Source organism: uncultured Treponema sp., from assembly GCF_946187725.1.
Lineage (GTDB): Bacteria > Spirochaetota > Spirochaetia > Treponematales > Treponemataceae > Treponema_D.
On sequence record NZ_CAMHSK010000018.1, the window covers coordinates 1 to 12,931 of the forward strand.

The 12,931-nt window shown below is 42.7% G+C and carries 20 protein-coding genes; 1 reads left to right on the plus strand and 19 read right to left on the minus strand.

Features of this window, described 5'->3' with window-relative positions:
- The first annotated feature begins 748 nt into the window (after nucleotides 1–748).
- Nucleotides 749–1,588 carry a tyrosine-type recombinase/integrase gene (locus Q0Q74_RS08120; RefSeq protein ID WP_294429867.1) on the plus strand — a complete coding sequence of 280 codons (840 nt, stop codon included), beginning with the start codon at nucleotides 749–751 and terminating at the stop codon, nucleotides 1,586–1,588.
- 46 nt (nucleotides 1,589–1,634) lie between these two features.
- On the opposite strand, the gene Q0Q74_RS08125 is transcribed toward Q0Q74_RS08120, so the two are convergent.
- The 19 genes from Q0Q74_RS08125 to Q0Q74_RS08210 all read right to left on the minus strand — a co-directional run bounded on the left by Q0Q74_RS08125 (nucleotide 1,635) and on the right by Q0Q74_RS08210 (nucleotide 12,930).
- Nucleotides 1,635–1,874, minus strand: coding sequence for a hypothetical protein (locus Q0Q74_RS08125; protein WP_294429869.1), 240 nt, complete (start codon nucleotides 1,872–1,874; stop codon nucleotides 1,635–1,637).
- Complete coding sequence (locus Q0Q74_RS08130; protein ID WP_294429871.1) at nucleotides 1,837–2,910, minus strand: reverse transcriptase domain-containing protein; 1,074 nt, start codon at nucleotides 2,908–2,910, stop codon at nucleotides 1,837–1,839. Before Q0Q74_RS08130 ends, Q0Q74_RS08125 begins: the two co-directional genes overlap by 38 nt.
- 229 nt (nucleotides 2,911–3,139) lie before the next feature.
- On the minus strand, nucleotides 3,140–3,682 hold the full coding sequence (locus Q0Q74_RS08135) for a hypothetical protein (RefSeq protein WP_294429874.1): 543 nt from the start codon (nucleotides 3,680–3,682) through the stop codon (nucleotides 3,140–3,142).
- 2 nt (nucleotides 3,683–3,684) lie between these two features.
- A complete protein-coding gene (locus Q0Q74_RS08140; RefSeq protein ID WP_294429876.1) occupies nucleotides 3,685–3,807 on the minus strand; it encodes a hypothetical protein in 123 nt (40 codons plus the stop codon).
- Nucleotides 3,808–3,889: 82 nt separating this feature from the next.
- Nucleotides 3,890–4,861, minus strand: coding sequence for a hypothetical protein (locus Q0Q74_RS08145; protein WP_294429877.1), 972 nt, complete (start codon nucleotides 4,859–4,861; stop codon nucleotides 3,890–3,892).
- Nucleotides 4,862–4,889: 28 nt separating this feature from the next.
- Nucleotides 4,890–6,572, minus strand: a complete 1,683-nt coding sequence (locus tag Q0Q74_RS08150; protein WP_294429878.1) for a terminase TerL endonuclease subunit — start codon at nucleotides 6,570–6,572, stop codon at nucleotides 4,890–4,892.
- Nucleotides 6,573–6,635: 63 nt separating this feature from the next.
- The gene (locus tag Q0Q74_RS08155) at nucleotides 6,636–6,842 is read right to left on the minus strand and encodes a ribbon-helix-helix protein, CopG family (protein WP_184661596.1); all 207 of its coding nucleotides are present in this window, start codon (nucleotides 6,840–6,842) and stop codon (nucleotides 6,636–6,638) included.
- A gap of 333 nt (nucleotides 6,843–7,175) precedes the next feature.
- A complete protein-coding gene (locus tag Q0Q74_RS08160; RefSeq protein WP_294429879.1) occupies nucleotides 7,176–7,394 on the minus strand; it encodes a hypothetical protein in 219 nt (72 codons plus the stop codon).
- On the minus strand, nucleotides 7,391–7,615 hold the full coding sequence (locus tag Q0Q74_RS08165; protein ID WP_294429880.1) for a hypothetical protein: 225 nt from the start codon (nucleotides 7,613–7,615) through the stop codon (nucleotides 7,391–7,393). The genes Q0Q74_RS08160 and Q0Q74_RS08165 overlap by 4 nt, the downstream gene beginning before the upstream one ends.
- 25 nt (nucleotides 7,616–7,640) lie before the next feature.
- Complete coding sequence (locus Q0Q74_RS08170) at nucleotides 7,641–7,967, minus strand: hypothetical protein (RefSeq protein ID WP_294429881.1); 327 nt, start codon at nucleotides 7,965–7,967, stop codon at nucleotides 7,641–7,643.
- A 114-nt stretch (nucleotides 7,968–8,081) separates the two neighbouring features.
- Nucleotides 8,082–9,455, minus strand: a complete 1,374-nt coding sequence (locus Q0Q74_RS08175) for a DNA cytosine methyltransferase (protein WP_294429882.1) — start codon at nucleotides 9,453–9,455, stop codon at nucleotides 8,082–8,084.
- Between the two features lie 13 nt (nucleotides 9,456–9,468).
- Nucleotides 9,469–9,735 (minus strand): hypothetical protein, encoded by a 267-nt coding sequence (locus Q0Q74_RS08180; protein WP_294429883.1) that lies wholly within the window; start codon nucleotides 9,733–9,735, stop codon nucleotides 9,469–9,471.
- Entirely contained in the window at nucleotides 9,732–10,067 is a 336-nt protein-coding gene (locus Q0Q74_RS08185) for a hypothetical protein (protein WP_294429884.1), read from the minus strand. Before Q0Q74_RS08185 ends, Q0Q74_RS08180 begins: the two co-directional genes overlap by 4 nt.
- A gap of 66 nt (nucleotides 10,068–10,133) precedes the next feature.
- A complete protein-coding gene (locus Q0Q74_RS08190; RefSeq protein WP_294429885.1) occupies nucleotides 10,134–10,733 on the minus strand; it encodes a DUF6273 domain-containing protein in 600 nt (199 codons plus the stop codon).
- The gene (locus Q0Q74_RS08195; RefSeq protein ID WP_294429886.1) at nucleotides 10,730–11,245 is read right to left on the minus strand and encodes a P27 family phage terminase small subunit; all 516 of its coding nucleotides are present in this window, start codon (nucleotides 11,243–11,245) and stop codon (nucleotides 10,730–10,732) included. Before Q0Q74_RS08195 ends, Q0Q74_RS08190 begins: the two co-directional genes overlap by 4 nt.
- Before the next feature lie 98 nt (nucleotides 11,246–11,343).
- Nucleotides 11,344–11,712: an HNH endonuclease signature motif containing protein gene (locus Q0Q74_RS14210; protein WP_367268337.1), complete on the minus strand. Its 369-nt coding sequence runs from the start codon at nucleotides 11,710–11,712 to the stop codon at nucleotides 11,344–11,346.
- Nucleotides 11,713–11,744: 32 nt separating this feature from the next.
- Nucleotides 11,745–12,083 carry a DUF4406 domain-containing protein gene (locus Q0Q74_RS08200; protein ID WP_294429887.1) on the minus strand — a complete coding sequence of 113 codons (339 nt, stop codon included), beginning with the start codon at nucleotides 12,081–12,083 and terminating at the stop codon, nucleotides 11,745–11,747.
- Nucleotides 12,049–12,504 (minus strand): hypothetical protein, encoded by a 456-nt coding sequence (locus Q0Q74_RS08205; protein ID WP_294429888.1) that lies wholly within the window; start codon nucleotides 12,502–12,504, stop codon nucleotides 12,049–12,051. The genes Q0Q74_RS08200 and Q0Q74_RS08205 overlap by 35 nt, the downstream gene beginning before the upstream one ends.
- A gap of 3 nt (nucleotides 12,505–12,507) precedes the next feature.
- Nucleotides 12,508–12,930 (minus strand): hypothetical protein, encoded by a 423-nt coding sequence (locus Q0Q74_RS08210; protein ID WP_294429889.1) that lies wholly within the window; start codon nucleotides 12,928–12,930, stop codon nucleotides 12,508–12,510.
- Nucleotide 12,931 lies beyond the last annotated feature (1 nt).

Genomic DNA, 12,931 nt, shown 5'->3' on the forward strand with positions numbered 1-12,931 from the left:
GTAGAGCATTTGGTTCGCAATCAAAGGGTGGCCGGTTCGAGTCCGGTCGTCTCCAATCCTTTAAGTCCTTGCCCTGCAATGTTTTGCATCAAGGCGATTGTTCCTCTTCAAGCGGGTCGCTTGCCATTTTTTCAAAGTGTGACATAAAAGTGTGACATAGTTTAATTTTCAATACACTTTCCTTTGTCACTGTAAGGATTCTCTTAATATGGTTAGCCATAAACTCCCGTTCTCTTTGTCAAAACGGAAAAACAGCCGTTTTTATTACGTTCGTTTTAAAAATAGCGAAGGGAAATATCTCTCCGCTGTCTCCACTCAAGAATCAGACTACGACAAAGCCGTTTCTGTTGCCCTTAAATGGTATGCCTCGGGGCAAATTAACGGAAAACAAAAAACGCAGGAAATTAAAGAAAAGTCGTTTCTGCAAAATTTAAGGCACGCTGACATCAGCGATAGCGAAGCCCCGAAAATCTTGGAGCTGTTGAAACAACGAGGTATTTTAAAAAGTTATGTACAATCAGGCTCAAAAAATGATGTAGATTTTGCAGAGTTTTTAAAAACTTATTGGAGCTGGGACAAGTCAGAGTATATTCAGGAAAAATTGAGAACTGAAAAAAGCATCGGAAAGGCTCATTGCAAAACATGCCTGCACTATGTTCAAGATTTTTGGATTCCCTTTTTTAATGGCAAACTCTTAGGCGAAATTACAAGGCAAGATTTGAAAGATTTTTTATCATTCATCCAAAAAATGGGGAAAAGCATATCGGCAAAAAATCAAATATGGCTTGCAGGTGCTCAGGCCTTGCGCTGGGCTTACAATAACGAGATGATTGACCGTGACATAACTGCTGGATTAACTGGCTTTTCCGGAAAAAAACCACAACGGCAAATACTTACGCCAGAACTTGCAAAAGCTGTTTTTGCCGTTGACTGGAATGACAGACGCTTTAAGCTCGCAAACCTGCTTGCAATGTGCACCGGCTTACGCATCGGCGAAATAAGAGCGTTGAGAAAATGTGACCTCGGCGAATCGTGCCTTTATATCCGGCACTCATGGAGCGACATCGAAGGGCTAAAATGCACGAAAAACGGCGAAAACAGAACGGTTTTGCTGCCATTTACGTGGCTGGCTGAAAAACTTCTCGAACTCGCAGAAGCTAATCCTTTTGATAAAAGCATGGAAGCTTTTGTTTTTTTTGCTTCGATTCCCGGCAAGCCGATTGAATCAAGATGCTTTTTATGTGCATTACATTCGGCTCTCGAAAAAGTAGGGATGAGCAAAACAGAAGCCCAAAAATATTGTTTTCACGCATGGCGTCATTTTTATGCTTCATACATGCGTGAAAAAGTCAGTGAAAAGCTCTTGCAAAGCCAAACTGGGCATAAAACACTTGCAATGCTGGAACACTATTCAGATCATAAAATTTCTGGAGATGATGAAAAAATCCAAATGGCACAAAGAGAAGTCTTCGGCGAAATTATTGAAAACAGCAAAATAGAATTCTCTCCAAAACTGCTCTACCAGAATGTAAAGACTGATTTCATGGATAAATCAGATTTGTATGAACATTCACGGCAATTTAGATAAGAGGAACCGCTCTTTCAGTGTATTTCTGACAGGAGCGGTTTATTTTTTATACGGACTCAAGTTCCCCTTGCAGCTCATTGATTCTGTCACGCACTTTCTGTCTCTCTTCCATAAGCTCGTCCAGATCATAGGGGAGCTCGTGCCCTTGCAGTTTTGCCTCATAGCATTTAACGACCTTCCAGTCTCCGATGTCACTTGTCGGAGCGTCAAGCCGTGAAACAAGACAACGAATCTCACTCTCGATTCTTTCACGCTCCATCTGTTTTTCCATTTTGTTTTCGTCCATGTAGGTCTCCTATAATTGATTTATATAAAGCGTCAAGATTTTTGACACTGTTATAGCAGTTATATCTGATGATGTTCCCACGCCAGCTTTTATACTGGTCTTTTATCTGTGAAATTGTCATTTTATTTTGATTTACAAGCCTGGAGAGCTTTTTCAGCTTTCGCCGCTCCCGCACAAATCCTTTTCGGACCGGTCTTTTTATAATCTTTCCGGATTCCGTGAGATTGTAGCGAATCTGCAAAAAAGAAAAACCTTTCTCAAGTTTCACAATCTGCGTTTTCTTTGTATTGATTATAATTCCGAGCTTTTCTGTAATTACTCGATATTCTTTCAGTAATTCTTTCAAAAAGTCCTTGCTTTCGTTAATAATGTAAGTATCGTCCATGTACCGACCATAATATTTGCAGCCTTTGACAATCTTGCAGAAATTATCAAGTTCTGTCGGGTAGAAAATTCCCGCCGTCTGTGAAAGCTGGCTTCCGATTCCAACGCCTTTTTCATTTCCGAAAGCTGTGACAAGATAGCGTGTAAAGTTCACGATTCTTTCATCGTCTATTTTTTCTGCGATTTTCCGACAAAGCTCGTCGTGACAAATATTGTCAAAATACTTTGAGAAATCTATCAGAAGGACATAGCCTTTATTGCCGTGCTTCCTGTAATATTTTTCCAAATGTGCCTGAAGCCGTTTCCTTGTGAACTCTATCCCCTTTCCCTTCTGGCTGGCACCGTTATCATAAATAAGATACCTGAATAAATGCGGATTCAAAATATTGTCACAAAGATTCCTTTGAATCACCCTGTCAGATATATGCAGTGCCTTAATATGTCTTCGTTTTCCCCGCTCGCTCAGCTCAAACTCACTGAACGGCTTCTGCCTGTATGTTCCGTTCAAAAGCTCGTTCCGTGCCTTCGTGATGTTGCGTATTATGTCAGCTTCGTAATACTGCACGCTTGCTTTCCAGTCAGTGCCTTTTTTGCATTTCTGAAAAGAGTCATATAGATTATCCAAATCACAAAGTTTCTCAAAATCTGTCATAAAAAAATCGGAAAGGCGCTTAAAGCAATTCCTGTCGTAACAGACTGCGTCGCCTTTCATATTCACCTTTTACGGCAAGGACTCTGCTTCCTTCGCCATTGTGTGCGGAAATATTTTCCTTTACACACGATTTCAAATCGGGGACGGACAAAATTGTTCGTATTCCCAGCGTTGTTGTAGTTGGCATTGCCATTGTTGTTGACATTGCAGAAATTAGCAGCAGACGCTTTCAAGCAGACCCCTTTTCTTTTCTCCTTTTATTGTCAGACTGTCGCCAGCCCTTTATCAAATCTTCCTCACGGTCTAAAGCGTCCATGAGGTCGGTCGTGAACTTCAAGCTCACATCAAACATCTCCTTTATGTGGTCGATTTCCACATAAAGATTCTGGACTATCCCTATAGCATCGTTCTGTGCCTGTCTTCTTTGCTCCCATTCAAAATCATAGTTGGGGTGAAGCTTGTTCGCCTGTACGATGTAGAAAGTAAGCATGTTGCAGTATTTCTTAATCAGTTTTTTCTCATCGTCCAGATACCAGTCAGGATATTCTGCATTATACGCCCTGTTGGGGTTGACTCCGTACTTCGCGTAAATCTCATTGATAACCTTCAAGTCTTCTTCACTGATGTCTTTTGCAACCTGCTTTATGCTGCGTGGATTCTTCTTGATTCCAAACTCACGGATTAACCACAAGTCAATGTTCTTCCGTATGCGTTTGGCATTCTTGTAGAATTCCATTTTGCTCAGGTCACGAAGCCCGCTCGGCTCACTCATCCTTATTCTCCATCAAGTACGATATAGCTGTACTTGCTTACGATGATTTTATCCTCGCTGACTTTGAAATACTCTGCGAGTATTTTCTTTATGTCTGTTGTGCTTAATACTTTTCCTGTTTGCATATTTTTCTCCTGTCTCAAGAATTTTAGTATGTGCTGAGGTGGCTCACCGCCACCTCAGATTAAAGATACGCTCCGGCTCCGCCTACGCTGCGAGGACGAAGCGGGGACGGACAAAACCGTACGTATTCCCAGCGCCGTAGTAGCTGGCATTGCCACTGTTGCTGACATTGCAGAAATAAGCAGCAGACGCAACATCTTTCAGCCACCACCATGCACTGCGGTTATTCAATGCCTTCGTGCTTGCCGCGAACAACGGGAGCCTTGTTTTTGCACTTCCCGTGTCATAGCCCGATGAACTCCACACTATAGAGCCGTAAGCCTCAACCTCGCTCATAAGAACGGCCTGACAGCTAACCCATGCCCAGTTAGACGAACATCCACCCGCATTGCCGAAACGGTTATATCCGCTTGTGTTTATGCTGTTTGACAACAGTTCCCTTGTGGTTTTTAAGTGGCTTCCGAACTCCGCATACAACTGCTGATTGATTGTCGCTCCGCTTGCCGTTGAGCCTTCACTTACCACCGCACCCAAAACATCAGTGTGCATTTTGGAACCGACATACCCGCCCTCCGTTGTGTTCGTGCCGTTCATTGCGTGCCTTCCAAAATGTTGTAAGCCTTCCTCGCCATTGCCCGGAACCATTACAAGGTGATGATAGTTCACGATGTTTGAATCTCCGTTGCCCATGAGCGTGTCTATTCCCGCAATCGTCACCCAGTCAGAGCCTACAGCTCCTTGATAAGAATCAGGGCAGGTTATCGCCCTGCTCATATGGATTCTGTCACCACAATAAATATCCTCAAAAAGTGAGTATCCGTCAGTGCCGGTGAGACGCTTCCATAATGAGCCGTCCGTGATATAAGCTGAGATGTCCTTACCCAATATTAGCGAGCCGTTCTCAAGCGCATAGCGGGGTATTTTATGCGAGAAAGCAAAAAAATTTTTTAATTCGGCCAGTGAAAATCTTCCGTCATTCCCGTCAGCGTCTGTACCCATAAGGAAAGATGTCTCTAATGGTGTTTTGAGTCCCTTATCAATAAATCTTATGCCCATTTCTTTTCTCCTACACTTACAGTCATTTTTAGAAAATCATGTCTGCTACGGAAAATTCCTGAGCCAGAAACGCTTCATTCTGTGCCACACCGTGGGCCATGATCGAGCTGATAACACCGTCTATGCGCTGGGTGCTTGCCTTGCTCTTTTTCATCGGCTTGTAGTTTCCGTTTACATCGGGCTTTATTTCAACATTATTAATCATCCAGAGCATGACGGGCGAATTGTCAACAAGATGCCCGTCCTTCACGCTCTTTTCATAAGACTGAGTAAGCGGAGAGAGCTTTCTTAAACTCTGCTCAATTTCTATAAGGGCGATGTCCGGCCGTTCATTTTCGATTCCCTGTATGACATCCTTTGCCTGCCATTTGTCGTAGCCGATTCCACGGATTTTGAAACGCAGGGCGTCATCAAGAATGTCACGGATGATGAAAGAGTAATCGATTGTCTGCCCCGGAATCGCGGTGATTATTCCTTTTTCAATCCACTGGAAAAAATTGATGTTTTCCTTTCTGTAGCGTTCATGCGCCGTGCCCTCTGGAATGTAGAAGCGGTGAAAATAGAAGTCCTTTCCGTCTTTTTTGAAAAGTTTTGTGAATGCGCAGAGGTCGTCAACTTGTGCAAGGTCCAAACCGCCAAAACATTCCAAGCCCTCAAAGTCGTCGATATTTGCCGTTAAAGATTTATTCTTCTGCCATGTTTCGATTGCAAGCCATGATTTTTCACCGCCGCCGCCCCAGATTCCGAAAGTCTTTGCTTTCAGCTCCGGGATTTTGTGCGGCGTAAGCTCCGCGTCGTCAATATCCGACTGAATTACAGAAGGATCAATGATGTCGTAAAGGCTTGGATTTGCCTTCTGCCATACGGCCGGATCATGGTAATCATCGCCTTCATCAAGGGCATAAATCACGGAAAAGAAGTCTTCCTGGGTCTGAGTGCCGCTCAGGATTCTCTTTGCCTTCAAGTTCTGCTCAAAACATGGGTTTGCGACTTCCACATCGGCGGTAGTGACGACTACAAGCTGGGCATCCTTTTTGCTCCTCATGCCGTACTGCATTGACATGAACATTTTGTCGCTCTGAAAGTCGTGGTATTCGTCCAGCACGGCAAAGCGAGGGCGCAGGCCGTCAACGGATTTTCCGCCGTCACAGTAAAAGCCCAGCCGTGATTTTTCATTTATGTCCTTGAAGGTGATTGCAAGGGAGCGGCAGTCCAGAATGTCGTCAAGTGCGGGTTCTGCCTTGATGATGTCGCGCACTTCCTTGAATGTTTTTTCTGCCAGCGTGTCGGAGCTGGAAACAAGATAGGCTTCAGATGCCTTGTATTTTAAGAAATTGAATGTCACGAGGGGAAGAAGAAGGCCTGTTGTCTTTCCATTCTTTCGGTTCACTTCGATATATGCCATTCGGAAGCGTTTCCGGTCGGAATCGCCCTTGTATCTCCAGCCCTCCAAGTTCGCAAAGCAGAAAATCTGCCAGGGAAGAAGGGAAATTGTCTTTCCGTTGAGGTCTCCGGGCTTGAGGGATTCTGCGAAAGAAAGCACCATTTCGGCGGCATTTTCGTCAAAATAGAAGGGAAAATCATCCCTTTTCTCGCGTTTTCGGTCGGAAATGAAGCGTTTAACGGCTTTTTTTGTCCAGATTCCGGCAATAATCTTGCCGCTGGCGATGTCTGAGCAGTATTTCTCAAGTATTTCCATGTAGTTTTTCATAGAAATACAGTCATTTTGACAAAAAAATGAGTTGTCAAGAAATATTTGACAACTCAAAGGGAATTATTTCGTTAAATTGTCTGATGAAAACGCAAGGTCCAGAAGGTATCGGCTTGTTGTCTTTCCGCTTTTTGCGACAAGTTCTTTGAGCCGTTCCAATTCTTCTGGCTGACAGCTTACAGAAAAGGAAACACGTTTCAAGCCGGTGGCTTTTCGCCCGCCACCGTGGTAGCCGTAGCCAGAATATTTAGGCTTTTCTGTTTGTTCCATGATTGTTTTTCCTAGATTTTCTTGTGTAATAAATTACAATACCGATTACGACGCCTGCCATTATTGGGAAAAAAATTGACATAAGCACCTCGATGATTTAATATTAAAAGGAAAGGGAAGCTCGCATTTCTGCGAACTCCCCACCGACTTACTTAGATTTCTTGTCTAGCCATTTGGTTATGTAGTACGTGACTACTGCAACAACCAGGGTTAGCAGGAAATCAACCAGCTTATCGGCCAAGTAAAGTAGTACTTCCTTCACTTTGGTCTCCTTATCAGCGCGTCCGCTGATAGTTATAATATAATGCTGATTTTGTTTCTTGTCAATACTTTTTACAAAAAAACTAAATTGCTATTACCATTGTTTTCATTTTCTTTTATCTCCAAAACTAAATCTCCAATTTTAATTTCTTTGGTGTTATTTAACTTGCAGACTTTTCTGACAATGTATGCAAACAGTTCTGATAAATCTTGCTTATCGCTATAATCTTTCTTACTGTAAGCATAAAGTGTGTTTGTGAAATCTGAATAACCTATATAAATCTTTTTCATTGTTCTTTCTCCATTCCTAAGTATTCTTGATAGTAATCAGGGTTGATGTAAAAGCGGGCTTTTCCGTCTTCTGAATAGTCCTGAACATTTTTGTAGCGCCATTTTGGATCTAGGCTCTGCATGAAATTATAGGATTCTGTAAATGTCTCAAAATCAGGTGAATAGTGATATTTGCTTCCCATAATTCCGTCTGCATATTGCACGCAAAATCTCTTGCTCATTGTTTTATTTCATCCTCAAAAAAACCTAATCTTCTAATACAAGTTGATAATCACTATTAGACCAACCTCCGCGACCTTTTATAGCAACAACTTTTTTCTGCATTATACTGTTCCAAAAAGCCTGATCTTCTTTAGAAGGAATTTCACTTCGCCCAAATCTATATTCAAAATGATGTTCACCAAAAAATGGCTCTTTTTCACTTTTGATTCCGATACGGCCCCATTCTGATTTCTGATTTACAATATCAACAAGAACTTCATTTACTGTTGCTTTTGGAGAAACCTCAATAATGTACTCTGATGTTTCATCGCTTCTTGTTTTGCCTTGTCCTACAATTTTAAAACTGTTCATAGTTTCACCACCTTGTAACTGTTTGGAAGCATAGTAACTAAATCATTAAAATAGCCTTCATCTTCTGTCTGCAAGTATGAAAAACGCAACAATTCCAGATGTTTAATCAATTCATCAAACCTGTAATGACTCACTCTTCCTTACTAACTCTTTTAGAATCTGACTGAACATAGCTTTTGCAAAGTTTGGTGGAACGGCATTACCAATCTGTTTAACGACCTCGACTTTCGTCCCAGTAAATTTATAGTCAGCTGGAAATCCTGTTGCTGCGGCAAGTTCTGTTGGCTGTAACATTCTGAATCCGAGTTCGATTCCGTCAGTTACGCCACATACTGCAAAACGATCTTTTGTGGTAATTGTTGGCAAAGGAAGTCCTATCTGATGTGCCACACCATTCCCGTAGTATTCAGTAATAAACGGCTGTACTAAACAATGTTCCTGCTTTGTACAGATTGTCGATAACGGTTTATCAATCGTTCTGTTTCTCTGTTTTGCAGAAGTCTGCCCGATTGCAGAAATAAAAGGTTCTACAATTCCGTATCTGTTGCTTGTATCAAGTGTTGGAACAGGCTCATCGATTTTATGTACACGGTTATCACCACCATTATATCTTGCAAGAAAAGGTCTTATCAGCATGTGGTGAGCTCCACTACATGAAATAGTTGAGAGCGGTTTTTCAAGACTTTCTGCAGTTGAGTTTCCGTAGAGTTTTGCAATAAACGGCTCTGCATAATTACCCCAATACTCACGGATTCCGTATTCAATGCGCCTCAAAGTTGCATCAGCAAGCGGTTTCTTTCTTTCACTGATAAGCTGGCACGGGATAGACCAGTCAATTATCTCGCTTGCCGCTCTCCATTTTGGAAGGAACATATCACCATCTTTAGTATTAGTCATATTTGGCCATAAAATGCGCTTGCCACAATCCTTTCTTACCGCCTGAATAAACAACCTTCTTCTTGATGTAGGTGCCCCATAATCTGCTGCACAGAGTACACGATATGACACTGTATAATTAAGAGACTGCAAGGCTCGAATAAATACCTTAAAAGTCTTTCCTTTTTCCGACTGTATAATTTTGCCATCTGGAGAAAGAGCTCCCCAAGACTGGAACTCAGGAACATTTTCAATAATTACGCGCTTAGGGTGGATTGTCTCAACAAAACGCAATACTTCCCATGCTGGTGCGCGTAATTGTTCGTTACGGGGCTTTCCCCCTCTTGCTACGGAAAAATGCTGACAACCAGGAGAAGCCCAAAGCAGATCTGTATCTTCAGCCGCTTTTAATGTCTCCGGGGCGATTGTCTGAACATCTTCAATACGATGTTCTGCAAATGGATAGTTTGCGGCATGAGTTTCAATCGCTCTTTCCCAGTGATTTATTGCACTAATGTTTACATCAAAGTTGTAATCGTGAGCCGCTTCTATAAGTCCTGTACTTTCTCCGCCTCCACCACAAAACATGTCAATTATATTTAATTTCTTCATCTTTCGCCCTCACTTAATCAAACTGAATCAATGTATCGTCGACGATTACTTTTGATTTACCACTACTATGACTATGTGCGGAATCTGTCATTCTTCCGTTTCCTGTAGCAAAGTATCTAGTTCTGCCTTTATCATGAAAACGATAAATCTTCACACCGTCACACTCGAAAAGAAACTCAATGTTAAAATCAGCTTTTGCATTTTCTGATGGAACATAAGTTCCTTCTTTTTCACAACTGACACAAACCAAGGTTAAAAATACCAATAATAATTTTTTCATTTCTCTATCTCCTTCAAGAATTGCTCTGCTTGTCCGCAAAGTTCGTTCCACAAGTCTGTATGTTCTTGTGGATGTTCTGGGTCATACTCAACCTCATTATTTACAAACTCCGAAAACTTTTTAATGATTTCTTTTGCTTTGGTAAGTTTCTTCTCAGATTTCTTTTTCTGACTTTCAGCTCCCTGCATATAAGCAACAGTCGCAAGGTCTTCGTTATTCTTGACTTCTTCTTTCAGTTCAGCGTTTTCCTTGCAGATACACTCAAACCCCTGTTGCAGTATCGGGTCTTTGAGTGCCATGCTGATTCTGTCTTTCATCTCGTCTTTAGTCATTTTCTTTTATCTCCTGTCTGATGCGGGGCTAAACGCCCCGCAGATTATCCGATGCGCTCCACTCCGTTACGCTGCGAGGACGAAGCGGGCACGGACAAAATTGCCCGTAAACCCAGCGCCGTAGTAGAGGGCATAGCCATTGTCGCCGACACTGCAGAAATCAGCAGCAGACGCTTTATACGATGTGCATAGCCAATACCATTTAGAAAAATCTTCTTCAAAATCAAATGCAATTCGATTCCGGTCTTTCTTGAAATGTGCCAGGCGTTTTTCGCCAAATACTTCATCATAAGAAAGTAAGCCGCAATTTATTCCAGCAATTCCAACTTTCTGCATCGCCTTTAAAAACTCGCCTGACAAATACTGATTAAGCTGAGTTTTCTCAAAATCTTTTGTGTCATTGAGATCTACAGCACTCGCAAAAAGACAATGCTCAAAAACAAGAATAAAATCACCATTTGTTTCTTTTCCAACAATGACAGCCTTATCCGAAACCTTTAATGTGTCGAAGCTCATTTCTGTTTGACCCTTTATTTCTGTCTCTGGGACAGTGAAATCCGGCAGCTTTATTCTGTCTCCAATCTGCACACGAGCTTTATTTTTATTAAAGCCGTCCAAGGTCCAGAGGGTGCGGGTCTCCAAGATTCCATCATCATTTGTTTTCATTTTCTACCTCCAAGTAGTGCGCCGATTGCGCTTTCGTTTTTCTGTATTTCTTGGCCCGTCTTGATCACATTCAGTTCATCGAGCGTGAGTTTTGTTCGGGCGGCAGGGCTGATGTAATATTTACTCCCGAGCTGATCAAACTTATTTGACAGCGCGATGTAAACCTTTTGTGCATTCGTAAAAGTCTCAAAGTCTGCCAGCGGATCTAAATCGCTGTAGAACTTCTGAATTTCACGAAGTTTTTCCAGGATAAGGCAGAGCTGTTCAAGCTGGGGAATGTCGGCCGGAGAAAGGACACGGATTGAAACAAGCATTGCCGTGAGTTTCTTCCAGTAGGCTTTCACATACTTGCTCTTGATTGTCTTCGGGCAAGCAATTTTTGTCTCTTCCGGAAAGATTGCAGTAGACTTTTTTACAAGGGCTGTATCTGCACTCGGTTTATTTTTTTCCCGTGTCGTGTTCAGAGTGCCTTTTAATGCTTTCAGCTCTGTCGGCAGTCTCGGTCTCCCCATTTCTTTTATATAAAACTCCTTAATTTTCAAAAATAATTATGTAATTCTCGCGCGTGAATTGCCGGTGATGGTGAAAGGCTTGTGCCCCCGATGTTTTTTTATCCCCCCTCCCCCTGCTTGCGCTCCCGGAAAAATCCGTTCTCTCGCAAAGTCTTTTGTGAGTGGCAGGACTGACACATCGGCTGCAAGTTATCCTCGTTGTAGAACAGGTCCGGGTTTCCCCTGTGTGGCGTGATGTGATCCGCTATCGTTGCCTTTTCACCGCACACAAAACAGAAAGGAAACTTCTTCAGAAAGTCTTTCCTCAACTGTCTCCAGCGTGCTGAATAATACAGCGCGTGCCATTCACTGCTTTTAGTTCTTTTTCCTGAAAACCCGCCTTTCTTTGCTGTCGTATGCTTCGGGCACCTGGTTCCGTTGCTCACAAGACAGTTACATCCCGGATATGTGCACAGTTTCATTATCATCTTTCAGCCCTCGATACATCTGTTGTCAATGGTCAACTCCTGAGCGGGTGCCCGTACATAACGGGGAAATTCGGTTCTCTTGTGGCCTCATCCTCGTAAATGATTTCTTTCTGGAAGTCTGCCGCATATTGCAATTCCATTCTTGCGCCTTTGGACTGCTGCCAGTCCTTAAGCATGAAGATTGCATCAACGCAATCAATAAGCGCAAAATCAATGTGAAGAAACTGCTCATAAGTCAGAAATGTATATTCTCCGACATCAACCGGGCTTATCACATTGTAATTCTGTGCCAGGAGCCTTGCCTTTGCCTTCGCAAACTTGTCCTTGTAGTTCTTGTCATCCGTAATTTTCCCAGATATGTAGACCGTCATTCTTTCTGCCTCCAAGTTTTTTCAGCCTTGTGTAAAGCTGTTCCGATTTGCTTTGGTAATACAATGCATGTCTTACCCCGTTGTAGATGGCCGAAACATAATTCTTTCTAACGCTCCAGCAGAAATTGTCTTCTCGCCTGGCATAGCGCCTCATTATGTATTCGACAGCCTCTATCGCCTTGTCCTCAAGGTCAGAGTCGTCAAGGAAGAAGCCCTTTTCTTTCCGTTCTTTCTGGATGAACTTCTTCGCAATTACAATCGACTTCTGCCACAAGGCGGCCTGCGCCTTCCTGTCTTTCCTCGCAAGATACGCATATTGCAGGTTTATTAAGATTTCACTGTCATTTTTTGGCTCAGCATAAAACGGCAGCTCGTCTATAAAATCTTGCCATGTAAACTCGAAAAAAAAGAACATTAGCATTTTTCACCTCATGCCAAGAAATCGCTCCACCACATCGGGAGTTTTCTTAAATGTCTTTGCCACCGGCTCTTTTGGCGGTTCTGCATAGGCCTTGATAAAATCATCCTCTGTGAGCACTCTGTTCCGCCCGTTGATGCTTTTGCAGACGGTGCACTCATAACGCCATTCCCAAATGACTTCCGCCATTTCTACGGCATCGCAAAGTAGCTCGACTTTCACCATGTGGAGCGGCTTTAATTCCGCCTGCCAGTTTCCGCCGCCTCTCTTTACCCTTTCCCGGCAATAAGGGCAGAAAGCATAGCGTGTTGCACCTGAAAGCGGTTTTCTGAAAACGACTTTTTCAGCAAGCACATTCGTGCGCCTGTAACCGGCAAGAAGTACATCTTTCGCGCTTTTGGGCTTTTCCGTGTTGTTTATGAACTCCATT